Raw genomic sequence first — 26,149 nt, 5'->3', positions numbered from 1 at the left:
GACTTAATCCCCCCTGACCAGCGTGAAGAAATCTATTCGGCTGGCAGCCACGGAACGGGCGCGCAATTGGCGCTGTTCCTGTTGCAGCGCCGCCAGCGGTTCGATCAACTGTTGCAGAAGCTGCTCCTGGTGATCGGGTTTTTGCAGTAAAGCATCGATCAGTGCGCACAGTTCGGCATGGGCCTTATCGCGCCCGGCGATATAGCTGTAACCCTGGCTGCCATTGTCCAACTGCACCACGGCGCGGGTAACGGTCATATCGCCCAGCACAAAGCGGCGGCCCGTAGCACCCATGCGCCCTAACAACTGTGCCAGGCCGATCTCCGGTGCACGTAGGCTGTGGTAATGGGGGCTAAGGTTTAGCGCCTGCCAATGGCTGCGCAGTTGATCTGGCTGGCTATGTGCCAAAATGGACATCCAGCGTTGCCGCTGTTTTAAGGCTTGCATTCAGTGCTCCATCGTCAATTCGATCATGTCGGCGCGTGCCAGGCTGACGGAGTATTCCGCCACTCGCTCGCTACCGGTGCAGGTATTCAGGGTGCGTACGCACATCAGTGGCGCGTGGGTGGCGATTTCCAGTAAACGGCTCTCTTTGGCCTGCGCTCGACGAGCGCTGATGCGTGTCTGGCGGCGGGTGAGCGGCTGGTGGATGTGCTGGCGGATAAACTCGTGTAGTGAACCGCTGCGAAACTGTTGCAGTGCCGGCCACCAGTCCAGATCAGGTAAGTAATGGTCGATCACGCTGAGTGGCACACCGTTAACCCGCCGTAAAGTGCGCAGGTGAATGATGGTTTCCCACTCTTCACGGCAAAGCGCCGTCGCTACATGCCCATTACATGGACGTAGCACTGCGAGTAAGCGCTCACTGGTGGGGTGGCTCCCCTGCTCGAGCAGATTCTGGCTGAAACGGGCATTGGCATGTAACGGATAGTCGTACGGGCGTAACAGCACCAGAATGCCGATACCCTGGCGGCGCTGCAGCCAACCACGCTCAACCAATTCGTCTACAGCACGGCGCAGCGTGTGGCGGTTGACCTGATAACGTTCGGCAAGCTGTTGTTCAGAAGGCAGATAATCCCCACAGCGGTACTGGCTGCGCAGTTCCTGTTCCAACTGAGCAGCGATTTGCTGATAGCGGGTTGGATAACTGGTCGGATGTCTAGATAAGTGTGTCATAAAGAAAACTCCGGTACTTGCGTGAGTAAACAGAGCATCAAAGCGGCGATGTGATCCATGAACGGCACTCCGTAAGGAAACTGGCCCCATGGTGCCTAGAGCAAATGACAAGCGCGTGACGTGGAGGTGGCGAACAGGTGAAGAATTTGGGTCAGTCAGATGAAGTGGTTGAATCGGTGGGAAGCGGTTGTTTGAGCAACAATGCGGCGTCAATATTTATTCTTTAGTGACTAATGGGTTAACGTGTGTGAAGTATAAATATTGGAGAAGCAGGAGTTCTGACAATGGAGAGTCGTAGTCGGTTTTGCGTTGAAAATAAAAGCACACTGCTGGTGCAGAAAGCAGCAGAGGAACTCGAAAATTGGTTAAAGCAAAAGATTGATCCTGCTCTTGCTCGCTTGCTGCAAGGTGAAGCCGTTTATCTCACCGAGCAGCAAGCGGAAAAACAAATGGGCGATTTTAAAGCCAAAATCAGAGCAAAATACGCGGCGAGAAAATAAGCATTGTCATATAAACGCGCACGCCCGTGACGCCAACTTATTTTTGGGCACCTTGAAAGCGTGCGTCGCTAATTGATGGGCATAATCACGCGTAACTAGCAGCCATTTGAGGTTTGGCGAGCCAAATGAGCGACGAACAATACGGCAATGCGCTCAGATGGCCCCGGCTCTGTGGGTTGTGCCCCAAAAAACGAGCCTGTCCATAATTCTGTGTAACTGCCAACCTATTAAAGGTGACCGTCTAAGCGGTCACCGAACTCGATAATAAAACGACTCATCGCCAACCGCCAGTTCTGGATCGGCATACTCCATTTTTTCGACGCCGCCTGGATGGCCAGATAAATCACTTTTCTCACTGAGTCATCTGTCGGGAACACTTTACGTTTCTTTATCGCCTGACGGATCACGCTGTTCAGCGATTCTATGGCGTTGGTCGTGTAGATCGCTTTGCGGATATCCGCGGGATAACCGAAGAACGTGTTGAGATTTTCCCAGTGAGTACGCCAACTCTTGCTGATTTGCGGGTATTTTTCATCCCACACACCCGCGAACTTGTCCAACGCCATCAGTGCCGCTTCCTCTGTCGGGGCCTGATACACCGTTTTCAACCCGCTGGTGACCGCTTTGTAGTCTTTCCACGACACGTACTTCAGGCTGTTACGCACCATGTGGATAATGCACAACTGGATGTGGGTTTGCGGATAGACGCTGTTTATCGCCTCTGGGAAGCCCTTCAGGCCGTCTACACAGGCAATCAGGATGTCCTGAAGCCCCCGATTTTTTAGCTCGGTCAACACGTTAAGCCAGAACTTGGCCCCTTCATTTTCTGCCAGCCACATGCCCAGAAGTTCTTTCTGACCCTCGGTATTGATGCCCAAGGCAAGGAACACGGCCTTGTTGATGACGCTGCCATTTTGACGCACCTTCACCACGATACAGTCAAGGTAAACAATGGGATACAGTGAGTCCAGTGGCCGGTTTTGCCACTCGGTAACCTGCTCTTTAACGGCATCGGTGACTTTGGATATCAGCGTGGGCGACACGTCGGCATCGTACATCTCCTTGAACGTGGCGACGATTTCCCTCGTCGTCATCCCTTTGGCATATAAGGATAAAATCTGGCTGTCCATCTGCGTGATACGCGTCTGGTTTTTCTTTATCAGTTGGGGCTCAAAGGAGCCTTCACGGTCACGGGGTGTATTCAGTTCGAACTCACCATCATCAGTGAGCAACGTTTTAGACGAGTAACCGTTACGGGTATTCGAGCCTTTTTTAGGGGTATTTTTTTCATGACCGAGGTGGTCAGTCAGCTCGGCATTCAAGGCAGTTTCGACGGTGAGCTTGGTCAACATACGAGAAAACGCATTGAGATCGGCTTCTGTTTTAATGCCTTTGGCCAGCTCAGCAGCGAGTGCCTTAAGTTTCTTTTCGTCCATAATTTGCCTGTCTCCATTGTCAGGAAGAACATATCAAAAACAGGCAATTACACAATTTAAATTACAGTCTCCAGTTTATGCACCACCTGATTGCTGCTACCGCGCCAAATCAGCGCTGGGTCTTTTAGCTCTTGTATAAATTTGCCGTCAATCAACACGTTAATCCGATCGACGATCTGCCGTTGCGTGCTATCCAGTTCATCCAGCCTATAACCGGTCCAAAGCCAGATATCCTTGCCGGTGCACTCGGCCTGTACCCGTTTTACCAACTGCAATACAGCGGCAACGTTGGCAGGATGCAGCGGATCGCCACCGGAGAGCGATAACCCTTGGCGTGGAATGCGTGCGTCGTTGAGATCGGCAATGATCTGGTCCTCCAACTGCTGGGTAAATGGCAAGCCGGAGTTTAGCCGCCAGGTGCTTTTGTTATAACAGCCGGGGCACTGATGCACACAGCCGGAGACAAACAGCGTACAACGCGTGCCGGGGCCGTTGACCACATCGATAGGGTAATACTGGTGGTAATTCATTTGCGGTGGACCATAACAATGACTTATTTGCCTAAATTAGCGGCGACTATAGCGCTTGATGAATAACCTCGATGCAGCTTATTCACCAAACGCTTTAGGGAGTGGTTAACCAATCTGCCCGTTGCCCAAGTGTTTCACCCGGCGTTTCACTTCTTCCTGCTTACCGGCGTTGAACGGCCTGGCATCCGGGCTACCTAGATAACCACACACACGGCGCGTCACCGAGACTTTCGCTGAGTCGTGGTTACCACATTTTGGGCAGGTAAACCCTTTACTGGTACAGGAAAACTCTCCGGTGTAACCGCACTCGTAACACTCATCGATAGGGGTGTTGGTGCCGTAATAAGGCACGCGCGAGTAGCTGTAATCCCATACGTCCTCCAGCGCTTTCAGGTTGTGCTGTAGGTTCGGGTATTCGCCATAGCAGATGAAACCACCATTGGTCAGCGGTGGATAAGGCGCTTCGAAATCCAACTTGTCGTAAGGATTGACCTTTTTCTCTACGTCCAGATGGAAGCTGTTGGTGTAGTAGCCTTTGTCGGTTACCCCGTCGACCACGCCAAACTCACTGGTATCCAGGCGGCAGAAACGGTCACACAGGTTTTCACTTGGCGTACTGTACAGGCTGAAACCGTAGCCGGTTTCTGCTTTCCAGCTTTCAGTGGCGGCCTTCAGACGTTCAACAATGGCTACTGCTTTAGCGCGCAGTTGCTCATCGTCGTAAACATGTTTCTCTGCGCCAAACAGGGCATTGATAGTCTCATGCACGCCGATATAACCCAGCGAGATCGAGGCGCGGCCATTCTTGAAGATCTGCGCAATATTATCGTCGGCTTTCAAGCGCACACCGCAGGCACCTTCCATATAGAGGATCGGTGCTACGCGGGCCTTGATACCTTCCAGACGGGCAATACGTGTCATCAAGGCTTTCTTGGCCAACAGCAGACGTTCGTCCAGCAGCGCCCAGAAGCGGCCCTCATCTCCCTTGGCTTCCAAGGCAATGCGCGGCAGGTTCAGGCTGATCACGCCGATATTGTTGCGGCCATCGTGGATTTGCTCACCGTTCTCTTCATAGGTTCCCAGGAAGCTGCGGCAGCCCATCGGCGTTTTAAACGATCCGGTAACCTTGACTACCTGATCATAATTGAGAATGTCTGGGTACATGCGCTTGCTGGCACACTCTAGCGCCAACTGTTTGATATCGTAATTGGCGTCGCCAAATTTGTGATTCAGGCCATCGCGAATGGCGAAGACCAATTTCGGGAATACCGCCGTTTTGCGGTTTTTACCCAGCCCGGCAATGCGATTTTTCAGGATCGATTGCTGGATCATGCGCGATTCCCAGCTTGTTCCCAAACCAAAACCAAAGGTGACAAACGGCGTCTGACCGTTGGCGGTGTGCAGGGTGTTCACTTCGTATTCCAACGATTGGAAAGCGTCGTAACACTCTTTTTCGGTACGTGCCAGCGCATAGGCTTCCTGGTCCGGGATTTGCCACTCTGTCGCGATCTGCTTGTGCTTGGCGAAGCTTTCGGTCACGAACGGTGCCAGGATTTCATCAATACGGTTGATGGTCGTCCCGCCGTAAATATGGCTGGCTACCTGTGCGATAATCTGTGCGGTGACGGCGGTGGCAGTGGAGATCGACTTTGGTGGTTCAATCTCGGCATTGCCCATCTTGAAGCCGTTGGTCAACATGCCTTTCAGGTCGATCAGCATACAGTTGAACATTGGGAAAAACGGCGAGTAGTCGAGATCGTGGTAGTGGATTTCGCCACGTTCGTGAGCCAGTACCACGTCACGCGGCAGGATATGTTGTTTGGCGTAGTGTTTGGCAACGATACCGGCCAGCAGATCGCGCTGGGTAGGGATCACTTTGCTGTCTTTATTGGCATTCTCGTTCAGGAGCGCGACGTTACTCTGTTCAACCAGGCCACGAATTTCCTGGTTCAGCCGCCCGCGAAGCTCACGGGATATATCCCGGTCGTGGCGGTACTCGATGTAGGTTCGTGCCAGTTGCTTGTAAGGGCCAGCCATCAGTTGGTTCTCAACCGCCTGCTGGATTTCATGGATGTCGACACGTGGCCGTTGTGCCATCTGCTGAGCGACTACACTGGCGACGGTAGCGCAGTAATCGGCATCAACAACGTCAGCGGCCAGGGCTGCCCGTTCCACGGCCTGCCTGATCCGTACTTCGTCGAAAGATACCTGACAACCGTCCCGTTTAATCACTACTGGTTTCACGTTGTTACTCCTGCTCCTTTGAGCGCTATCGGCTTGTCCACAGGGCAATACCGCAGCGCATAAGGGCTGCGGTAGTGTGTGGATAATGTTGTGGATAAATACTATATATAGTTATCAGTTAAAGTTTAAGCACTATATATTGATGTGTCTGCGTTTTTTATGACGCAGAGCAAAGAATAGGGAAGACAGTTTGAACACTGTACAACGGCCAATTTCAGGCGGAGGGGAAGCCCTTGTTCACTGCGGGTTGAAGCCGAATGCCGGTTCTCGGCAAGATCGTCAAAGCGTGACGGCGATCTCATTATGGAATCCAGTGGCGGGCTTCGTTTGTGGAACGCCACTGCCCATAAGTTGCTGGGCTATCGGAAAGGTATTAATCGTGAACAGGAACTGTTTGGCACAGGGTTTATTCAGCTCGAGGGGATTGCCCGCAAGGTTTGAAGCTCGCGGGCAAGTGTGTAGCCGATTTGATAAATCGGCTTAGGCAGTATTATAAAATACCCGTGCCGATAGGGAATAATGGGTTAACCGAATCGTGTGGCAGGTCTTCTTTCTGATCCAGCACCGCTTGCCAACTGGAAGGCAGCTCGAACGGCAACTTCCCTTGTGCCTTACTCTTGCCGGTGATCACATCCAGCACCGCCTCATCGGAAGCCCCGAAGTTGGCCAGTAATACATCGGTTTTATCCACGATATTGGTCAGGATCGCTGGGCGATCAAGGTACACAGAAATGACCGTTGGAATGTTGAGCGCCTTCACCTGCTTGATCAGTTGGTAGTCTTCACTACCGCTGTAAGTACCGGCTTTGTCATCCAGCACTACGGTATCGGCATCGTCAAAGCCCAACTGGCCGAAGTTGACCGAGACACCAAACGGATAATGCGGATCGTTCTGGTGTGGGGTATCCACCCGCAAGATAGCGATCTCGGCTTCTTCCGGTGTCGCAACCACTTCCAGCCCATAGCGTGCTGCCACGCTGGCGTTGACGTTATGCAGGAATACCTTCTTGCCGCTCAGCGCCAGTGGCAATAGATCGTTGTTATTCTGTAGCAGGATCTGTGAACGGCGTTGGGCATCATCGCCTTTCTTCTGGAATTCACTGTTACCGACAATCTTCACCGCCTGGGTTTCATCTACGTACGGTTTTTCAAACAACCCTAGCTCAAACTTCTGCTGCAAAATACGTTTCACTGAGGCATCAATGGTGGCGATCGGCAGTTGCTGTTGATTGATGGCGGCGATCAGGTCGCTAGAGTCGGTGGTGCCACCAAACTGATCGATACCGGCTTCTACCGCTTTGACTACGCGCTCCTGCCGAGTGAGATTTTCAACTCCCCATGACATGCCGATCCCGGCAGTCCAAGGTGATACTCCGGCAGCGATATCGGCATCGCTGATACCGCTGGCGCACTTCCCTTCACAACTTTCCAGGATGCCCCAGTCGCTCAACACTACACCAGTGAAGTGGAAGCGGCCACGCAACATCTCGGTCAACACCTGCTTATTAAAACCGAAGCCCACCTCTTCAATCAGTTGATCCTTGTACCAAAGCTTGATCGGCTGGCCATAATAAGGCATGACCGAAGCGACATTGGCGGCAAAGGCCCCTTCGAACGGTACCAGGTGGTATTCCAGATTATCCCCAGGATAAACCTGTTCTTTACCGTAGATATTGTGCGGATCCAGCCCGTTAAGTTGTGGGCCACCACCGGCAAAGTGTTTAACCACAGTGATGACGCTGGTTGGCTGTAGCCCTTTGTCACCGTGCTGGAAGCCTTCGATATAGGCTTGGACCATACGTTTGGCAAGCTGGTTATCCTCACCGAAGGTGCCGTTGATTCGCCCCCAGCGAGGTTCGGTAGCCAGGTCTGCCTGCGGGGATAATGCCATTTGGATCCCCACCGCACGGTATTCCTGACGGGCGATATCGGCAAAATTTTTAACCAATGCGGTATCGTCGATAGCCGCAAAGCCGAGAGGTTCCGGCCATTGTGAAAAGCTGCCAGCGGCTACGCTGGTGGCATTGGGATCGTTAACGAAATGGTTACGGGGATCGGTACTGATAGTGATCGGAATACCCAGGCGGGTTTTTTCGGCCATTTCCTGCAATGTATTATTATCGGCAGAAATATGCTGCGGATCGCCAGCCATACGGGTAATAAAGGTATTAACGAAGCGCTGATTAACCTCTGCGTCAGTGGCGTTGAAATCTACGCGTCCCGATTTATTTAGCGCGATCGTACCGTGCATCATTGCCCCTGCTTTTTCTTCCACGGTCATGCGGGAAGTCAGGTCGCTGGCACGGGTGGCGCTATCAAGACGCCAGTCTTCATAAGGGTCGAGCTGGCCGTTTTTATTCAGATCCTTAAATTTAAGCGTACCTATAGTAATTATTGGTACGCTCTTACTTTCTATTTCGGCTTGGGTGGTGGATGTAGGGTAAGAGTCATTACTGTCACACCCGCTTAAACTTGCGGCTAGCAATCCACTGAATATAACTATCGATTTTCCGTTCAATGTCATAATAATAATCCGTATTAGTCGAGGTGGTAAAAATAGCAAGCAGAATAGCGCAGCCCTGATTCAGGCACTGTTTTTCAGTAAATCATGAATGGCATCACATTTTTATACGACTATTACATGTTTTTTTTATAGCGTGAAATAAATGTGTTTCTAATTTGGGATTATCTTCACACTTTAATTTTTTTTATGGTAAGTATTGCCGTGAAATTCACGTAACCATTCAACAGCCTCTCGGAAGTCAATGCGTTGATACAACAGTTGTGGATAGAGCGTCTTGGTGGTTGTCATCACGGATCAATGTGCCAGCGATCACTGGCTTAACGCGGAGAGCCATCAATTTTGCGGGTCGCATGTTATCTGTAATGTGCAAAAAATGGTCGACTATGTTGGGTAAGAGTACACAGTCTGTGTTGGTGATCTTATGATCTGAAAGGAAGATAGGGTGTAGTGTGGCGGACGCTAGATATACCCTCCGCCTTGATCATGGGCTTTTGGGTCTGCGACGGCACCACGTACAGTTAAGGGATACAGCCTAGTGCTAACAAGATTCCCTGGTGTCTGGCAATTTGTATCAGCTGTGCTAATGGCAAAGAGTCTGGGCCTATAATAGTAATTGACTAGTACAGTCTTAGTTGGGATGGATGATAGTACATTTATTTTAATGAGATAATCTGGCTCTAGGTACAGCTGGATGCCTGTACTAAAGTGCTATACTCGTCATACTTCAAGTTGCATGTGTGTTGGCTTTCCTCGCTCACCCTAGGCTGTGTCCCTTAATTGCACGCGAGCGCTGTTCAAAAACGCATTGCGTTTTTGTCATGCAACTCGAATTATTTAGAGTATAAACCTTGGTTGAGGTTAGGCTCTAAATTTGAAGCGCTGAACGGTACTCCACTCTAGCCATTATTTTATAGTCGGCTCTTTATGCTTAAAAATTGTATTTTTTTACATAAAATACTGGAGTTATCGACTTGAAAGAGGGGGCAGGATGACTGAAATTTTTGTGTTGTCAATGGGGTGCCTTATCGGTAGATAACGTAAGCATTGTCAACCAAAAGATAATTTATTAATGTACAATCATGTTCTGGTTGTTTGCTACGTGAACCATTTGTATTCAATTATGTAAGCTATTTGAGTGATCGGGAGCGATTAATGGAGTATGAAAAGAATATCAGAAAGCACTTGGAGACTGCACTAAATGTTTTTGGAGAGTTAACCTGGGCCTATGTTGTATTATCAAAAAAAGACATGTCATGCATCTTCGGCGTAACAAATTACCCAGATGAATGGGTGGCGCGTTATAAAGAAAATGGTTTACAGTATACCGATCCAGTCGTGATAACTGCATTGAACAGGTTGACCCCTTTTTTATGGGATGAGAATCTTATAACTAGCTCAGGGATTAATTCTTCTGAAGTTTTTAGTCAAGCCCGCGAGTTTGGCGTGACTAATGGCTATACATTTGTCTTGCATGATTATAATAATAATCTTGTTACGTTATCTTTTATTATCCCTGCTGGACAAAGAGAAGAAATGATACAAACGCTCACCCAGAATAAAGGTGATATATCCTTATTGTTAGCATCAGTAAATGAAATATATCTTACACTGACCTCGCTGTCAGAAAAAAATGCTACCAGTACAGAAAAAAGCCCTCGGTTCACAGATAGAGAAAATGAAATACTCTATTGGGCAAGCGTAGGCAAAACCTATCAGGACACGGGGACGATCCTAGGGATTAAAGCGCGTACTGTTAAATTCCATATGTCAAATATTGTCAAAAAGCTGGGGGTGTCAAATGCCCGGCATGCAATACGTCTTGGTATGGAACTTAAACTGATTAAACCGGTTGATTAATTATACCCTTCATACTTCAAATTGCTTGGTTGTTGGCTGCGTAACTCGGCCCATGTTGGGCCTCGCCCCTTCGGGGCCGCTGCAAGCAACTCGAATTATGTTGGGTATAGCGTTTCCAGCCCAAAAATCATGGTTTAATGGCAGGACTTCCTATTTTTCAACACAGCCTAAGTCAAGACTTCAACAGCCACCAGGTTGCTTCAAATGGCCGCAGGGTACAGGCTTGCGGTTGCAGCATCGCATCACCATGACTGCTCATCAAGGGCTGCCACAGTTCGCAAGATTCAACGCCACCAGCGTCCCACACCAGCGGTTCACGGCTCAGGTTAGCCACCACCAGCAGCCGCTGGCCGTTCCAGCTACGCTGATAACACCATAATGCCGGGTGTTCAGGGGCCAGATCCTGATAGTCACCGTGCGTCAGTAGCGGGTACTGTTTGCGCAGGGCGATCAGCTGGCGATAGGCGTAAAAAACAGAATCCCGATCCGCCAGTGCCGCATTGGCATTAATCTGCGGGTAGTTGTCTGCACAGGCGATCCATGGGGTGGCGGTAGTAAACCCGGCGTTGCTGGTGGTATCCCATTGCATCGGCGTGCGGCCATTGTCTCGTGATTTGCTGGCCAGGATTGCCAGCAGCTCAGCATCACTCTTGCCTTGTGCACGCAGTTCGGCAAACATGTTCAGGCTTTCCACGTCACGGTATTGATCGATACGGCTGAATCCCGGATTGGTCATACCGATCTCTTCACCCTGATAGATATAGGGGGTGCCCTGCATGCCGTGTAACACCATTGCTAGCATCTTGGCGGCGATAACGCGTAACTCACCTTCATCCCCAAAACGCGAAACGATGCGCGGTTGATCGTGGTTACACCAGAACAGTGCATTCCAGGCGCGGTTGTGCATGCCTTGTTGCCAGTGTCGGAAAATCTGTTTCAGCTCAACGAAGTCCGGTGCGGCCAAGGTCCATTTTTGCCCGCCGGAATAATCCACTTTCAGGTGGTGGAAGTTGAAGGTCATCGACAGCTCTTGGCCACTTTGCGCTGCATACTGCTGGCAGTGTTCCAACGACGTAGAGGACATTTCACCCACGGTCATCAGGCCCCGTGGCTGGAATACTTCGCGGCTCATCTCCTGCAAAAACTCATGAATACGCGGGCCATCGGTATAGAAACGGCGGCCATCGCCCTGGGCATCGTTCGGGAAGGTCTGCTGTTTGGAGACCAGATTGATTACATCAAGGCGTAATCCGTCTACGCCTTTGTCTGCCCAGAACTGGCACACTTTCTTCAGTTCTTCACGTACCGGCGGATGCTCCCAGTTTAGGTCGGCCTGCTCGTTGGCAAAAAGGTGCAGATAGTATTGGCCGCTGTCGGCATGCCATTGCCAGGCACTGCCACCAAATTTGGAACGCCAATTGTTGGGCGGGTTATCACCTGTACCATCACGCCAGATATAGAACTGACGCAGCGGGCTGCCGGGCAGTTGTGCTGCCTTAAACCACGGATGTTCGGTGGAGGTATGATTGAATACCATATCCATCACGATACGAATGTTACGCTGGTGGGCCTGTGCAACCAGATGTTCAAAGTCTGCCAGGGTGCCGTATGCCGGATCGATAGCACAGTAGTCGGCCACGTCGTAGCCGTTGTCCACCTGCGGCGAGACGTAAACCGGCGTCAGCCAGATGGCATCAACCCCCAGTTCCTGCAAATAGTCCAAACGTTGAGTGACACCGGCCAGATCGCCGTAACCGTTGCCGGTACTGTCCTGAAAGCTTTTTGGATAGATTTGGTAGATGACACCGTTTTGCCACCATGGGATTGCGTTACTCATTATTGGTACCTTTTTTCGTGACAGTGCCAAGTATTGGCCCCAGGGTATTTAAACTGGCAATTCGCCACGGCTTGCTTTGCGCTTGTAAACCATCATGGTCAGCAACAGTGGGATCACTACCGCCACCAGGATTGCCAGTGAGTAGATCAGCCAGAACTGCGGTTTGATTGACAGAATGCCCGGTAGGCCGCCAACGCCGATACCGTTGGCCATTACGCCCGTCAGCCCGCAGATCAGACCGGCGATGGCGGAGCCAATCATGGCGCACAGCATCGGGAAACGGTATTTGAGGTTGATACCGTACATGGCCGGTTCGGTTACGCCGAGGTAGGCGGAAATGGCGGCAGGCACAGAGATTTCCCGTTCGTTAGCCTTGCGGCTGACAATGATGATACCTAATACCGCCGAGGCCTGAGCGATGTTCGAAAGGGCAATCAGCGGCCAGACCGGGGTGCCGCCCATGCTTTGGATCATCTGCATATCAATCGCCAGCGTGGTCTGATGCACACCGGTGATCACCAGCGGCGCATACAGGAAACCAAACAGCGCGGCGCCGATAGGAGCGAAGCTGCCGGTCATGACCCATTTCACCGCCCAGGCGACGCCGTCACCGATCATACGGCCAAACGGCCCGATCAGCGTGTGTGCCAGGAACACCGCCAACAGCAGAGAAACAACGGGTACTACCACCAGATACAGATAATCTGGCACGATCTTTTTCAACCGGGTTTCGATCCAGCCCAGCGCCATACCGGCGAGGATCGACGGGATCACCTGTGCCTGATAGCCAACTTTCTCAATGGCAAACCAGCCAAAATTCCACACCTCTGGCACTTGCTGGCCGAGCAGGTATGAGTTCATTAACTGTGGTGAGACCAGGGTGATCCCCATCACGATACCAAGCACCGGCGTACCGCCCATCTTTTTCACCGTTGACCAGCAGATTGCGACCGGCAGGAACATAAAGATGGCTTCACCGAGTAACCACAGAAAGTCGTAAACGGTTTTCCAGGCTGGATGCATCTGGGCCAGCGTCTGGCCGCCAGACATTGGAATATCGCCGATGACGTTGCGGAAGCCCAAGATCAAACCGCCGCTGATCAGCGCAGGCAGTAGCGGAAAGAAGATTTCGGCAAAGTGGGAGATGCTGCGTTCGAACCAGGTCATGTTCTGGCGTGCGGCCAGCTTGGCCTGCTCTTTATCGGCTTCGTTGATGCTGGCGGTCTTGATCAGTAGCTGATAGTAATCGCCTACATCGGTACCGATCACTACCTGGAACTGCCCGGCATTGGTGAAGCAGCCTTTAACCATCCGTAGTTCTTCAATCTCTTTGGGTTTTGCCTTGGCGGGATCGTTAAGCACGAAACGCAGGCGTGTAAGACAGTGGCTGACGGTAGCGATGTTCTCGCGGCCACCCACCAGTACAATCAGGCGGTCGATATCCTGCTGCTGAACTTTGCTCATTATGGAACCCTTTTTATCAGTGAGGCGCAGAGGTGTGGATGTGCGAAGCTTAGCCATTCGCCTGTTTTAATGAAATGGGAACGTTCCCAATTCGCGGCAAGGATCACAGAATGAGCAATTAATGACCTTATTTCATCAGGCGAGTTTGCTGGGGATGATGATCTGACGCACGCCCTGTTCACCACTTAACTGGTCGAGCAACTGCTGTGCTGCCTGTTGCCCCGCTGTGCCATAACCCAGTTCCACTGAGAATGTCTCTGGGAACAGGAAGTTGAGCATTGGTGTATTACCGATGGCGCAAACCTGTAGCGGCGCAATGTGCTGTTGCTGAAGGTATTTCATTGCACCCAGGGCGATGGTATCGGAAGCACATACCAGCGCGGTGGTATGTGGCTCAATCACGCTGGCTGCAAGCTGGAAACCACTCTGGTAACTCAGTTCTCCCAGTGCGGCAACTGGCGTAATGTTCTGTTCGCGGCAGGTATCCAGATAAGCCTGGTGGCGACGCATCCCGGTGGTGGCATCAGCCTCCTGTACCCCCAGGTAGCTGATATGAGTATGCCCTTGCTGGCGCAGGCGCTGCATCAGCAGTTTCACCGCCCCCTCATCGTCATAACAGACCGAAGAAACGCCTGGATATTCGCGGGCGACCACCACCATTTTTTCCTGCCACGGGGTGAGCATGGCGGCGCTCAGGCCGGTAAAACCGAACAGGATCACACCGTCCACATGGCGCTGTTGCAGCATATGCAAGTGCTCCTGTACCAGCCGGGTTTCAAACTGGCTTTCCATCACGATCGGATCAAAACCCTGCTGGTACAACAGCGGCAGCATGGTGCGCACGGCCTGGTTTTCCGAAGGGGAATCCAGACGCGAAACGATAATCGCCACCACTCTGTCACTCTGGCCACGCATGGCGCGCGCGGATTTTGATGGGGTAAACCCCTGGCTGCGGATCACCGCTTCCACCCGTTCACGGGTTTGCGGGCTTACGCCACTCTCATTATTCATTACGCGCGATACGGTAGATTTACCTACGCCACTCAGGCGGGCGATATCCTTGATTGTCAGCCGGTTTTGCATGGTTTACTTTTCGTTGAGGTTAATGGGCTTAAACTTACGAACGATACTCACCACAATAGCGCAATTTACCGCGTGGATCTCGGTGCAAAGTGGCTATCGTGCTACAAAACGAAATGGCCGCACCTGTTGTTCCCACTTTTTCTTACCGGAGGTTAATACCTTAAATGGATCCTGATCCTGGCAGCGATAATTTCCATTCAGCTCTCTGGTAAAACCTCTCCGCTTGGCGTTGCTGTTTTACCGGCTAAATAAACGGTAAACAGTGGCGTGTGAACTTCGTTCGCCCTGTTTTGATTGAAAATAAAAGGATCCGCCCTGGCTGATGATTTGAGCATGCCTGAAATCATCTCTGCCTGCCGATCCGCCATTCCCCATCGCCGTGAGGCATTGGGCGACGAGGCGTGAACAATGAAACTAAAAAATATCCCCCGTCATTTGCTTGGCTTGCTTAGCCGCAATTTGCCACGTCGTCTGGTACGGCGCGATACCCTGTCAGAAAACCTCAGCGGCGTGGCGCATGAGCTGCCTGCCGGTCTGGCAAAACAGCGGTTGGAGTGTGCAGCAGCCAGCTCGACGCAACTCTATGAGCGCTTTGGCAGTTACCCGGAAGGGATCACCGAACATGAAGCGGAAACCGCACGCAGCCGGTTCGGCGCCAACGTGATTGAAAACCAGCAGGCTGAAACCTGGTGGCGTCATCTGTGGCACTGCTATCGTAATCCGTTCAACCTGTTGCTTACCGTGCTGGGGATGGTTTCCTATGCCACTGAAGATCTGACCGGTGCGCTGGTGATTGCACTGATGGTCTTGATCTCTACATTATTGCATTTCATTCAGGAAGCTCGTTCCAACAAGGCTGCCGATGCGTTAAAAGCGATGGTCAGCAATACCGCGACGGTGATCCGTAGCGACGCGCTGACCGGTAAAAGTGAACACATTGAACTGCCCATCTCCCAATTAGTGCCTGGCGACATCATTAAGCTGGCCGCAGGGGATATGATCCCGGCGGACTTACGCCTGCTGTCTGCCAAAGATCTCTTTATCAGCCAGGCGGCACTGACCGGTGAATCACTGCCGGTAGAAAAAGTGGCTCAACCGCAAAGCCGGGTAAGCGATCCACTGGAATGCCAGAATCTGTGTTTTATGGGCACCAACGTGGTCAGTGGCACTGCGCTGGCAATGGTGATTGGCACCGGTGGCGACACCTACTTCGGTCAACTGGCTCTGCGTGTCACCAGTCAGGATGAGCAACCGAACGCCTTCCAGAAGGGGATCAGTAAAGTCAGTTGGCTACTGATCCGTTTCATGCTGGTGATGACGCCAATCGTGTTATTGATCAATGGCTATACCAAGGGCGACTGGTGGGAGGCAGCCCTGTTTGCGCTTTCGGTTGCCGTTGGGCTGACGCCGGAAATGTTGCCGATGATTGTCACCTCAACGCTGGCGAAAGGGGCGGTCAAACTGTCGCGTCAGAAAGTGATCGTCAAGCGTCTGGATGCGATTCAGAACTTTGGCGCGATGGACATTCTGTGTACCGATAAGACTGGTACCCTGACTCAGGACAAGATCGTCCTGGAACGCCATACCGATGTGTTTGGTGCTAACAGCGAACGCGTGCTGCGCTATGCCTGGCTGAACAGCTTCTACCAGACCGGGCTGAAAAACCTGCTGGACGTGGCGGTACTCAACTGTGCTAATGAAAGCAGGCAACCGGGCGTGCTCGAGCATTACCAGAAAGTGGATGAGATCCCGTTCGATTTTGAGCGCCGCCGTATGTCGGTGGTGGTGGCGAAAGACGCGGAGTATCACGAACTGATCTGCAAAGGGGCGCTGGAGGAAATGCTGGGGATCTGCAGCCATGTGCGGCAGGAAGAGCAAGCGATCCCGCTTAGCGAAGCCATGCTTGCCCGTATTCGCCGCATTACCGACGATCTCAACCAGCAAGGGTTGCGCGTGGTGGCAGTGGCCAGCAAAATCCTGCCTGCACAACAGCATGATTATGGCGTGGTGGATGAGTCTGATCTGATCCTCGAAGGGTATATTGCTTTCCTCGATCCCCCTAAAGAGAGTACGGCTCCGGCACTGGCGGCGTTGAAACGCAATGGCGTGACCGTCAAGATCCTCACCGGTGACAACGATCTGGTGGCGGCCAAGGTCTGTAAGGATGTGGGGTTGGCTACGGACTCCGTGCTGCTCGGCAGTGAGATCGAACTGATGGATGACATCGCGCTGGCACAGGCGGCGGCACGTACCACGGTATTTGCCAAGCTCACGCCATTGCACAAGGAGCGTATCGTCCAGGTGCTGCGCAAGCAGGGTCATGTGGTGGGCTTTATGGGGGACGGGATTAACGATGCCCCGGCACTGCGTGCGGCGGATATTGGCATTTCGGTAGACTCGGCTGTGGATATCGCCAAAGAAGCGGCAGACATTATCCTGTTGGAAAAAAGCCTGATGGTGCTGGAGCAGGGGGTGATAGAGGGCCGCCGTACCTTTGCCAATATGCTCAAATACATCAAGATGACCGCCAGTTCCAACTTTGGTAACGTATTCAGCGTGCTGATTGCCAGCGCCTTTTTACCCTTCCTGCCGATGTTGCCTTTGCACCTGCTGATCCAGAACCTGATGTACGATATTTCACAAATCGCTATCCCGTTCGATAACGTCGATGACGATCAGATCGCCAAGCCACAGCGCTGGAACTCTGTCGATTTAGGGCGTTTTATGGTGTTTTTCGGGCCGATAAGCTCCATCTTTGATGTGCTGACCTTCTGCCTGATGTGGTATGTGTTTAAGGCCAACACGCCAGAAATGCAGACGCTATTCCAGTCTGGCTGGTTTGTTGAAGGGTTGCTGTCGCAGACGCTGATCGTCCATATGATCCGCACGCGTAAAATACCCTTTATCCAGAGCCGCCCGTCCTGGCCGCTGTGCATCATGACGCTGGCGGTGATCGCCACCGGTATCGGCCTGACCTTCTCGCCGCTGGCCGGGTTCCTGCAGTTGCAGGCGTTACCGCTCGGTTATTTCCCATGGCTGGTGGTGATCCTGGCGGGGTATATGGTGCTGACCCAGTGTGTGAAAGGCTGGTTCGTGCGCCGTTACGGCTGGCAGTAATAGTTAATGGTTGTCAGACCGGGCCAGAGTACTCACTCAGTTTTATAGCCTGCGATTTCACCCGCACAGCCCCATTTAACTTACACGACGCATCATCATAGGAGGAGTGGCACATGACAGCAAAACAGCGCAATACACAAAGCGCCACGCTAACTGCTGTCCTAGATACCGAACCTCGTCATCATAAAACGAGAAAATGGCAGGAAGAAAATAGGGAAGCTATCGAAGCGTTAAATCGCTTCCATGATCAAAAGGGTTGCTTCAGTGATGAATACAGGACGTTTTAGAGATGTAATTTACCGTTCAGCTATGCGGGGATAATCCTATTGTAAAAGCGTCAATAGCAGTTTGTTCGGTCTAGGTGAGAGGAAAGAAGGGCTGTAAGAAAGGCCAGCAGCCGCTGGCCGTATCAGATATCACAGCGGATTAACGGCGAACCGCGATAGCTTCGATCTCGATTTTCACGTCTTTTGGCAGGCGAGCAACTTCAACACAGGAACGAGCCGGGAATGGTGCATTATGCTCGTTGAAGAAGGCTTCATAAGTGGCGTTAACGGTAGCGAAATCGTTCAGATCTTTCACGAAAACGGTAGTTTTAACGATATCTGCCACTTTCAGGCCTGCGGCTTCAACGATGGCTTTGACGTTTTCCAGTGACTGGCGAGCCTGAGCTGAAACGTCATCGGCAACGGCGCCGGTTTTTGGATCGACCGGGATCTGGCCGGAAGTGATGATCATGCTGCCCAGGTCAACGCCCTGCACGTAAGGACCAATGGCGGCTGGCGCTAATTCAGTGCTGATATTACGTGACATTTGTTCTCCTGATATTCCGTGGTTGAGTAAGAAACGCCATTATAGAGAATGACAGCCAGATTAACAGCGCCATTCCCGGTAAAATGGACGATCTTAGTCTGTTTGTAGCACTACCTGATGCTCGAACTCTTTTTCGCAGTAACGGCACTTCAGGTGCACTTCACCCGCGTGGGATTTGACGCTGAAGCTCGAGTTTACAGGCTCACTGCGGCTAATGCAGTTAGTATTCGGGCAGGTCAGCACGCTGTCGATACGATCAGGCAGGCTGAGGGTCAGCTTGCGCACCACTTCATAGTTATCGATGCGGTTCACCGTGGCTTTTGGGGCGTACATCGCTAACTGGTTTGCTTGTTGTTCGGTCAGGAAAGTGTTCTCGATCTTGATCAGATCCTTGCGCCCAAGCTCTTTGGAAGGCAGGTTCAAACCGATGGTGATACGCTGATCGGTGGCGGTCAGTTTGAAGAGTGACAGCAGCTTGAAACCGATCTGTGCCGGAATATGGTCGATCACTGTGCCGCACTTGATCGCTTCAACCTGGAGTTTGTTATCGTGAGTCATGACGGTTCCCCCTTAAAGATCCAAATCTGCGTTTAATACCAGCGCCAACAGTGCCTGACGGGCGAAAATACCGTTGCCCGCCTGTTGGAAATAGTGAGCGTACGGTGTTTTGTCCACTTCAATGGCGATTTCATCAATGCGTGGCAGCGGGTGCAGCACTTTCAAGTTGTCGCGGGCACCGGCCAGATCGGGGGCGCGTAGTACGAACTGTGCCTTCACGTTGGCGTATTCCGAAGGATCCAGACGTTCTTTCTGTACCCGAGTCATGTAGAGAATATCCAACTCTGGGACAACTTCTTCAATGCTGCTGTGGCGGCTATAAGAGATGCCTTTCTCTTCCAGCATCTTGAGGATATAGCTCGGCATTGCCAGGGCGTCAGGCGCGATAAAGAAGAAGTGGTTACCTTCATATTTTGCCAGTGCCTGGGTAAGTGAATGCACGGTACGACCATATTTCAGGTCACCCACCATGGCGATATTGATATTGCTCAGGCGACCCTGTGTTTCCTGAATAGTGAACAGATCCAACAGCGTTTGCGTCGGGTGCTGATTGGAACCGTCACCGGCGTTGAATACCGGCACGCCGCTGGCGAATTCGGCAGCCAGGCGCGAAGCCCCTTCCTGAGGATGGCGCACCACGATAGCATCAACGTAGGTGCTGATCACCGAGATGGTGTCTGCCAACGTTTCCCCTTTTTTACCGAGTGAGGTGTTGCTGCTGTCGGAAAACCCCACCACCGAAGCCCCCAATCGCTGAATGGCGGTCTCAAACGAGAGGCGGGTACGCGTGGAAGCTTCAAAGAAGCAACTGGCGATCACCTTGTGTTTAAGCAGTTCAGGCTGCGGGTTAGCCTTCAGGCTGGCGGCGGTGCGCAGCACTAATTCCAGATCGTCACGGCTGAGATCGTTAATAGAGATGATGTTTTTACGATATAGCGGGTTGGCCATGTTCACTCTCCTCGACTCGGTGCCCTTGGCGCGGGGCTCTCGATTTAGTAGCAATTCTGCAGACAAAAAAAAGCCCCTCAATGAGGGGCTTAAAATGAATAGCAATGCAACAGGAGAAACAACGGCAATTTGCCGCCGATGGGCAGCCGGTTTTGTCGAATATGGCGAACAAAACAAACGTCGTTTTTCATGTTTTCTCCTGGCAAATTGCCGGGCATTATACTCGCGCTTTTTTTCACTGCAAGCGCTAAAACAGCCCTTTTTTGCATTTCGCAATCGATTGTCTTGATCTTTGGCGGCATCAAGTCTATTCCCTGATGTGCTCTCCCGCCCGCAGATCGGCCCGGTTGTAATGGCGCACAATGTGGCCACTTTCCATTAATGCGGCACGCTCGGACATGTGGGCGATCACGTCGCCATCGTGGCTGACCAACAGATAGGTCATGCCGTGTTCGCGCTTTAGGCGATTAAGCAGATTGAGGATCTCCGCTTGCACCGACATATCCAGCGCTGAGGTAGGTTCGTCCAGCAGCAGCAGCTTAGGGCGCAACAGCAAAGCACGGGCGATGGCGACCCGCTGACGTTGGCCGCCGGAAAGCTGGTGGGGGTAGCGCTCGGCAATGGCGGCATTGAGCCCCACCTGTTGCAATGCTTCAAGGACTCGCGTCGGGATCTGTTTCTCACCGTGAATTTTCAGCGGTTCCCCCAGCGTTCGCCCAATCTTGTGCTGCGGGTGCAATGACGCGTAGGGATCTTGAAATACCATCTGAACGTCGCGACGCAACTGGCCGGCAAAGCGCTGCAATGGCTCGATAGTCTGACCAAACAACCGTACCTGACCGCGCCATTCACGTTGCAGACCGGCCAGCACGCGCAGCACGGTAGATTTTCCGCAGCCGGAAGCGCCAATCAGGCTGAAGGTTTCCTCGGCTTCAACGGCGAAACTGACCGATTCAACGGCGATTTTATGCCCGTGCCCCTGCGGAAAACTGACCTGCAGGTTGTCAATTTCAATCAACGCCATGTTCGCTCCGGGTAAAATCGATGCTGCGATCCAACACCGGCAAATCCTGACCATAGCTGGCAGCGTTGGGGCGGCAGGCCCATAAGGTGCGGGTGTAGGGATGTGTTGCCATCGGCAGATCGGCAGCAACGCCTTGATCCACCAGCTTGCCTTGATACATCACCAGTACCCGATCGCAGCGTTCAGCCACCAATGGCAGATCGTGGCTGATCAACAAAAGGCCCATGTTACGTCGCGTGGTCTGCGTGACGATCAGATCGAGGATCTGCTTACGCAGGCGGGCATCCAGTGCCGAAGTGGGTTCATCGGCGATCAGCAACTGCGGATCGTTGACCAGTGCAATAGCCAACATGGCGCGCTGGCCCATACCGCCAGAGAGCTGGCCGGGGTAACTGTGATAAGCACTCTCCGGTAAACCAACCGCTGCCAGCGCATTCAGCACCCGCTCATGGCTATCGGCACGGGTCAGTGCGTTATGTAGCGTCAGGGATTCCTCGATCTGTTTACCAATACTGCGTACCGGGTTTAACGCATAGCGTGGGTCTTGCAATACCATGGCGATTTCTGCGCCGCGCACTTCATTCCACTGGCGTGGTTTGAGCGTCAGCAGGTCTGTCTGGCGGTAACGCAGCGTATCAGCGGTCACTATACCCGGTTTGCGTACCAGCCCCATCAGAGCGCGTGCGGTCATTGATTTGCCCGAACCGGACTCGCCCACCAGAGCTACCTTTTCACGGCCAATAAACAGCGAAAGGTTATCCACCACGGTGTGGCCGTTAAACGCGATGTTGAGATTACGTACTGCCAATAATGGTTCAGTCATGATGCGGATCCAATAAGTCTCGCAGGCCGTCGCCCAGCAGATTGAATGCCAGGCTGCTGATCAGGATCGCACAGCCGGGTATCGCGGCGATCCACCACTGATCGAAGATCACTTGCATGCCGTCCGCTACCATCGATCCCCATTCTGCCATCGGAGGCCGAGCTCCCAGGCCAAGGAATCCCAGCCCGGCGGCGGCCAGAATGATCCCAGCCAGATCCAGTGCCAGACGCACTACGGCAGAGGGCAGACACATGGGCAGAATATGGCCCCACAACAGGCGCGGTCCCCGGATACCCAGCATCTCGGCGGCTGCCAGATAGTCGCTTTTACGTAGTAGTTGGATTTCGGCCCTTGCCTGGCGAGCGTATGCGGGCCAGGTCGTCAGCGCCAGCGCCAGTGCGCCATTAACCAGCCCCGGCCCTAACATTGCCACAAAGGCAAAGGCCAGGATCAGCCTTGGCATCGACATGATCACATCGGTAAAGCGCATTAGCACGCGTTCCAACCAGCCGCCGTAGTAGCCGGAAAGCACACCCACCGCCAGACCCAGCGGCAAGGTGATCACGGTGACCAGCAGTACCAGCCCCAGCGTTGGCCGGGTGCCGTAGATCAGGCGGGAAAGTACGTCGCGGCCATAACTGTCGGTGCCAAGCCAGTGGCCTGCACCCGGCGGCAGCAGGCGGCTGGCAGCGTTCTGCCAGTTGGGATCGACCGGTGCCAACCAGGGAGCGAACAGAGCAATCAGCACCAGCAACAGCAGGATGGTCGCTCCGCAGGTGGTGGAAGGAGAACGTTTGAGTAATGTCATCGTCATGAAAGCCGCGCCCTCGGGTCGATCAACCGCACCAGCAGGTCGGTGAGATTGTTGATGATGACAAAGCAGACGCCAATCAATAGTGTACCGCCCATGATGGCCGTGGTATCACCGGCAAACAGCGCAGTGGTCAGGTAACGGCCAATACCCGGCCAGGAGAATACCGTTTCGGTCAGCACCGCGCCCTCCAGCATGCTGGTGTAGGCGAGGGCGATCACCGTCAGCAAGGTACCACCGATATTGGGTAGTACATGACGGAACAGGATGCGCATCTCACTGGCTCCTTTGGCACGGGCCAGCGTCACGTATTCTTTGTTCAATTCACTCAGGCAGGCAGAACGCGTCAGCCGGGTAATACTGGCCAACGAATAGTAGGCCAACAGGCAGACCGGTAACACCAGGTGGGCCAGCGCGTTGCGCACCGCCCCCATATCACCGGAAAGCCAGGTGTCGATCAGCGCGAAGCCGGTTTTGGCCTCGACGCTGTATTGGTAAATATCATCCAGCCGCCCCGGCCCGGCGCTCCATTGCAGTTTGGCGTAGAACAGTAACAGCAGCAGCAGCCCCAGCCAGAAAATGGGTACCGAGTTACCGAGCAGCGTTATCAGGCGTACGGCGACATCGAGCTTGCTGCCAACGAAGCGTGCGCAGAGTACGCCGAGCAGCACGCCGAGCGTGGCACCGATAATCAACGACAGCGTGGCGAGTTCCAACGTGGCAGGGAAAGCATGACGCAAATCTTGCAACACGGGTGCCCCAGTGGCGCTGGCGATGCCGAGATCGCCGTGTGCCAAACGTTCCAGATAGTGCCAGAACTGCACCGGTAAAGAACGATCTAACCCAAGCTGATGTTTTACCTGCTCATAGGTGGCGGCGCTGGCATGATCGCCGACGATCTGCAGTACGCGATCTACCGGTGAAAGTGCTGACAGCAGGAAGGTGATTAACAATAGGCCAAGCAGGGTCAGCATCAGCGTGAGCAGGCCCTGCGCCAATTTCCCAAGAAGACGCCGGGAAGTAGCTCCCGGCGTGGATTTGATTGCTACCGACATGACAATCCTGACTATTTGCTAACGCGATCGTAATAGACCATATCCGCATTCAGGCCCTGTTGATAGCCTTTTACATTATCGCGCAGGACTACCTGCGTTTTGGCCTGATCGATAAACACGTAGGGCGAACTACGCTGTAGCTCCTGCTGCATGGCGGTATACATTGCGCTGCGTTTGGTGGGATCGGCTTCTGCCACTGCGGCCAGCGTTTGCTTGTTCAATTCAGGGATCTGCCAACCGTTCAGCCCGGCGACCGTACTGCCTTTGCCGTCGTTATAGGCGAAGGCGCTGGCATTGGAATGCGCGTCAAAGTAATCCGGGATCCACAAGCGTATTGCCGCCTGATGCTGTTTGGCACGAACGCGCGCATAGACCTGGCTACCCGCGGCAGGCAGCAGGTCAAGTTGCACTCCCCCTTGGGCAAAGCTGGCCTGCAATGACTGGGCGATGGTAATAAATGGGGGTTTGTTTTCCACATCCAGCGTCAGACGGGCATGGGTGATCCCTGCTTTTTCCAGGATCGCCTTGGCCTTGGCCGGATCGAAACTGAACGGTGTCTCTTGCAACGCCCCCGGCAGACCAACAGGCAGGAAGCTTTGATGGACAAAATATTGCCCCTTCAGCAGGTCTTTGGTGATGCCCTGATAATCCACCAGATAACGCGCGGCCTGCCAGAATGCCGGGTTTTTCAACAGTGGGTTGGCGCTATTAGCGGTATTGAATACCAGATAGTTCTGCTCGGCGGAGGGGATCTCCAACACTTTCACACCGGGCCGGTCTTTCAGTGCTGCAGTCTGGTCTGGGCCGAGTTCACGCGCCACGTCGGCATCGCCTTGTTGGATCAGCAGGCGGCGGGCACTGGGATCGGGAACGTTTTTGATAATGATGTTGTTGAGCAGAGGTTTACCGCCGGGCGATGTCGGGTTGGCATCCAGCACGATTGCCTGATGCGGTTGATATACCCGCATTTTGAACGCACCGCTGCCGGCTGAGTGCATTTTCAGCCAGGCGTTGCCGAAGTCGGCATCCTTCACATGGGGTTGCACGGCTTTGCTGTCGACGATGGAGGCAATCGGTGTGGAGAGAATATTCAAGGCGACTGACGGGCTAACGTCTGCCGTCCAACTCAGTTGCACGGTGTGATCGTCGATCTTCTTCAGTTGCTGCTCGACATTGTCTGGCTGCCAGCCAAGCACGTTGAGGATAAATGCGGGTGACTTGTTCATTTTTACCGCACGAGTGTAAGAGAAGATCACATCGTCCGCGGTCAACGGGTTACCGGAAGAGAAGGTGGCCTGGGGACGCAGTTTTATCTTCAGGGTCTTGGCTGCGGCATCATCCTGCCAGCTTTCAGCCAGCACCGGGATCACCTTGGCCGGGTTATCACGATCAGCCTGTACCAGACGCTGGTACAGGCTGGGCACGGTCTGGATGCTGGAGAGCTCATTGGCTTCAGCCGGGTCTAGGCTGACGATATCGTCCAGTGATTGAGCGATCACCAGCGTACCGGGCGGTGTGGCAGCAAATGTGGCTGAGGAGAGTGCGGCAAGTACCAACAACGGCAAGACTTTGGCTTTCATAGACATTTCCCTTAAATGTACCGGTAGACCAGAACGGAGAAGAGGCTGTTATCGTTGATTTTTTACGGCATTTCCGCCGCAGGAGTGCCACGGTAGAACGTTCGTAAAAAGCAGGCAAGGCTAATGTGTTATTTTATATAGCAAAAAGTACTATAAAATATTACCGGGGGAGCTGTGCCAGGAAATCCCCTTCATGTTGAAGGGGCTTGTCTGATGATGATGCTTAACCTTCGAGTTCCAGCATGGCTAACAGCCTTTTATGCAATTGAACGGTGCTATGTGTGTCGCTCGGTGCCACCCAAACTACATTGCTGGTAGCGATAGCGCCCAATACTGCTGGCCAGGCACAGAGATCGATAATCCGCGCCATGGCCTTGGCATAGCCGGAATTCATATGGATGAGAACAAATTTCTCATTGTGTTCCACGCTGAGTACCATGGAGGTTAAGGGCTTATTAATATCCGGGACTGGGTGATGGAAGGCATTCAGGGAATAGACCTTTTTCCCTTTGGCATTCTGGATTTTCATTACCCCGAGCGTTTTCAGCAACCGCGAAATGGTGGATTGGCTAATGCCTTTGTAACCGGCACGGGACATTTCATGGCGCAGTTCCTCTTGCGATGAATAACGCTGGGTTAAAATCAGGTTACGGCACAGTGCCAGTTTGAGCTGTTCTTTGCCACAGCTTGATGTGGGTTTCTTTGCCATTTTCCTGTCTCGATTTATACCAAAAACTTACTCTAACGCCATGTAAATAAACACGAAGTT

The 26,149-nt window shown here is 52.8% G+C and carries 25 protein-coding genes; 6 read left to right on the top strand and 19 right to left on the bottom strand.

Annotated features, from left to right (window positions below):
- Positions 1-3: 3 nt before the first annotated feature.
- On the bottom strand, positions 4-447 hold the full coding sequence (phnG, locus tag SAQUA_RS21030; protein WP_380671806.1) for a phosphonate C-P lyase system protein PhnG: 444 nt from the start codon (positions 445-447) through the stop codon (positions 4-6).
- Positions 448-1,176: a phosphonate metabolism transcriptional regulator PhnF gene (gene phnF / locus SAQUA_RS21025; protein WP_380671808.1), complete on the bottom strand. Its 729-nt coding sequence runs from the start codon at positions 1,174-1,176 to the stop codon at positions 448-450.
- Between the two features lie 284 nt (positions 1,177-1,460).
- Between phnF and SAQUA_RS21020 the strand changes: the two genes are divergently transcribed.
- Entirely contained in the window at positions 1,461-1,676 is a 216-nt protein-coding gene (locus tag SAQUA_RS21020) for a hypothetical protein (RefSeq protein WP_380671810.1), read from the top strand.
- Between the two features lie 227 nt (positions 1,677-1,903).
- Here the strand turns inward: SAQUA_RS21020 and SAQUA_RS21015 are convergent, their stop codons facing one another.
- From SAQUA_RS21015 to nrdD, 3 genes are all read right to left on the bottom strand, one after another.
- A complete protein-coding gene (locus tag SAQUA_RS21015) occupies positions 1,904-3,112 on the bottom strand; it encodes an IS256 family transposase (protein ID WP_404413008.1) in 1,209 nt (402 codons plus the stop codon).
- A 56-nt stretch (positions 3,113-3,168) separates the two neighbouring features.
- The gene (gene nrdG, locus SAQUA_RS21010; RefSeq protein ID WP_380679513.1) at positions 3,169-3,642 is read right to left on the bottom strand and encodes an anaerobic ribonucleoside-triphosphate reductase-activating protein; all 474 of its coding nucleotides are present in this window, start codon (positions 3,640-3,642) and stop codon (positions 3,169-3,171) included.
- 105 nt (positions 3,643-3,747) lie between these two features.
- Positions 3,748-5,886, bottom strand: coding sequence for an anaerobic ribonucleoside-triphosphate reductase (nrdD, locus tag SAQUA_RS21005; protein WP_380679516.1), 2,139 nt, complete (start codon positions 5,884-5,886; stop codon positions 3,748-3,750).
- Positions 5,887-6,189: 303 nt separating this feature from the next.
- Here nrdD and SAQUA_RS21000 point away from each other — a divergent pair, with 303 nt between their 5' ends.
- Positions 6,190-6,327, top strand: coding sequence for a hypothetical protein (locus SAQUA_RS21000; protein ID WP_380679519.1), 138 nt, complete (start codon positions 6,190-6,192; stop codon positions 6,325-6,327).
- A gap of 49 nt (positions 6,328-6,376) precedes the next feature.
- On the opposite strand, the gene SAQUA_RS20995 is transcribed toward SAQUA_RS21000, so the two are convergent.
- Positions 6,377-8,410: a glycoside hydrolase family 3 N-terminal domain-containing protein gene (locus SAQUA_RS20995; protein ID WP_380679521.1), complete on the bottom strand. Its 2,034-nt coding sequence runs from the start codon at positions 8,408-8,410 to the stop codon at positions 6,377-6,379.
- Positions 8,411-9,562: 1,152 nt separating this feature from the next.
- On the opposite strand from SAQUA_RS20995, the gene SAQUA_RS20990 reads away from it, so the two are divergent.
- Complete coding sequence (locus SAQUA_RS20990; RefSeq protein WP_380679524.1) at positions 9,563-10,267, top strand: autoinducer binding domain-containing protein; 705 nt, start codon at positions 9,563-9,565, stop codon at positions 10,265-10,267.
- 172 nt (positions 10,268-10,439) lie between these two features.
- Here the strand turns inward: SAQUA_RS20990 and treC are convergent, their stop codons facing one another.
- From treC to SAQUA_RS20970, 4 genes are all read right to left on the bottom strand, one after another.
- Positions 10,440-12,104 (bottom strand): alpha,alpha-phosphotrehalase, encoded by a 1,665-nt coding sequence (gene treC / locus SAQUA_RS20985; RefSeq protein WP_380679527.1) that lies wholly within the window; start codon positions 12,102-12,104, stop codon positions 10,440-10,442.
- Between the two features lie 48 nt (positions 12,105-12,152).
- The gene (gene treB / locus SAQUA_RS20980) at positions 12,153-13,568 is read right to left on the bottom strand and encodes a PTS trehalose transporter subunit IIBC (RefSeq protein ID WP_380679530.1); all 1,416 of its coding nucleotides are present in this window, start codon (positions 13,566-13,568) and stop codon (positions 12,153-12,155) included.
- A 135-nt stretch (positions 13,569-13,703) separates the two neighbouring features.
- The gene (gene treR, locus SAQUA_RS20975; RefSeq protein WP_380679533.1) at positions 13,704-14,651 is read right to left on the bottom strand and encodes a trehalose operon repressor TreR; all 948 of its coding nucleotides are present in this window, start codon (positions 14,649-14,651) and stop codon (positions 13,704-13,706) included.
- A gap of 197 nt (positions 14,652-14,848) precedes the next feature.
- Positions 14,849-15,019, bottom strand: a complete 171-nt coding sequence (locus tag SAQUA_RS20970; protein WP_380679536.1) for a hypothetical protein — start codon at positions 15,017-15,019, stop codon at positions 14,849-14,851.
- A gap of 40 nt (positions 15,020-15,059) precedes the next feature.
- Here SAQUA_RS20970 and mgtA point away from each other — a divergent pair, with 40 nt between their 5' ends.
- Both mgtA and SAQUA_RS20960 read left to right on the top strand, forming a co-directional pair.
- Positions 15,060-17,768 carry a magnesium-translocating P-type ATPase gene (gene mgtA, locus SAQUA_RS20965; RefSeq protein ID WP_380679539.1) on the top strand — a complete coding sequence of 903 codons (2,709 nt, stop codon included), beginning with the start codon at positions 15,060-15,062 and terminating at the stop codon, positions 17,766-17,768.
- Between the two features lie 113 nt (positions 17,769-17,881).
- The gene (locus tag SAQUA_RS20960) at positions 17,882-18,055 is read left to right on the top strand and encodes a type II toxin-antitoxin system CcdA family antitoxin (protein WP_380679542.1); all 174 of its coding nucleotides are present in this window, start codon (positions 17,882-17,884) and stop codon (positions 18,053-18,055) included.
- Between the two features lie 139 nt (positions 18,056-18,194).
- On the opposite strand, the gene ridA is transcribed toward SAQUA_RS20960, so the two are convergent.
- The 3 genes from ridA to pyrB form a co-directional block, all read right to left on the bottom strand.
- Positions 18,195-18,581 (bottom strand): 2-iminobutanoate/2-iminopropanoate deaminase, encoded by a 387-nt coding sequence (gene ridA / locus SAQUA_RS20955; RefSeq protein WP_380679545.1) that lies wholly within the window; start codon positions 18,579-18,581, stop codon positions 18,195-18,197.
- 93 nt (positions 18,582-18,674) lie between these two features.
- Complete coding sequence (gene pyrI, locus SAQUA_RS20950; protein ID WP_380679548.1) at positions 18,675-19,139, bottom strand: aspartate carbamoyltransferase regulatory subunit; 465 nt, start codon at positions 19,137-19,139, stop codon at positions 18,675-18,677.
- A gap of 12 nt (positions 19,140-19,151) precedes the next feature.
- Positions 19,152-20,087 carry an aspartate carbamoyltransferase gene (pyrB, locus tag SAQUA_RS20945; protein ID WP_380679551.1) on the bottom strand — a complete coding sequence of 312 codons (936 nt, stop codon included), beginning with the start codon at positions 20,085-20,087 and terminating at the stop codon, positions 19,152-19,154.
- A gap of 94 nt (positions 20,088-20,181) precedes the next feature.
- Here pyrB and SAQUA_RS20940 point away from each other — a divergent pair, with 94 nt between their 5' ends.
- Positions 20,182-20,376: a hypothetical protein gene (locus tag SAQUA_RS20940; RefSeq protein ID WP_380679554.1), complete on the top strand. Its 195-nt coding sequence runs from the start codon at positions 20,182-20,184 to the stop codon at positions 20,374-20,376.
- Positions 20,377-20,394: 18 nt separating this feature from the next.
- Here SAQUA_RS20940 and SAQUA_RS20935 read toward each other — a convergent pair whose 3' ends face one another.
- The 6 genes from SAQUA_RS20935 to SAQUA_RS20910 all read right to left on the bottom strand — a co-directional run bounded on the left by SAQUA_RS20935 (position 20,395) and on the right by SAQUA_RS20910 (position 26,089).
- Positions 20,395-21,111 (bottom strand): ABC transporter ATP-binding protein, encoded by a 717-nt coding sequence (locus SAQUA_RS20935; protein WP_380679557.1) that lies wholly within the window; start codon positions 21,109-21,111, stop codon positions 20,395-20,397.
- On the bottom strand, positions 21,098-21,934 hold the full coding sequence (locus SAQUA_RS20930) for an ABC transporter ATP-binding protein (protein ID WP_380679560.1): 837 nt from the start codon (positions 21,932-21,934) through the stop codon (positions 21,098-21,100). The genes SAQUA_RS20935 and SAQUA_RS20930 overlap by 14 nt, the downstream gene beginning before the upstream one ends.
- Positions 21,927-22,748, bottom strand: coding sequence for an ABC transporter permease (locus SAQUA_RS20925; protein ID WP_380679563.1), 822 nt, complete (start codon positions 22,746-22,748; stop codon positions 21,927-21,929). The genes SAQUA_RS20930 and SAQUA_RS20925 overlap by 8 nt, the downstream gene beginning before the upstream one ends.
- Entirely contained in the window at positions 22,745-23,800 is a 1,056-nt protein-coding gene (locus tag SAQUA_RS20920) for an ABC transporter permease (RefSeq protein WP_380679566.1), read from the bottom strand. Before SAQUA_RS20920 ends, SAQUA_RS20925 begins: the two co-directional genes overlap by 4 nt.
- An 11-nt stretch (positions 23,801-23,811) precedes the next feature.
- On the bottom strand, positions 23,812-25,380 hold the full coding sequence (locus SAQUA_RS20915; protein ID WP_380679569.1) for an ABC transporter substrate-binding protein: 1,569 nt from the start codon (positions 25,378-25,380) through the stop codon (positions 23,812-23,814).
- Between the two features lie 223 nt (positions 25,381-25,603).
- Positions 25,604-26,089, bottom strand: coding sequence for an arginine repressor (locus SAQUA_RS20910; protein ID WP_380679572.1), 486 nt, complete (start codon positions 26,087-26,089; stop codon positions 25,604-25,606).
- Between the last annotated feature and the right edge of the window lie 60 nt (positions 26,090-26,149).

It is taken from the genome of Serratia aquatilis (assembly GCF_044865145.1).
GTDB lineage: Bacteria > Pseudomonadota > Gammaproteobacteria > Enterobacterales > Enterobacteriaceae > Chania > Chania aquatilis.
Note: the sequence above shows the minus strand (reverse complement) of the source record. Positions and strands in the feature narration are given on the sequence as shown.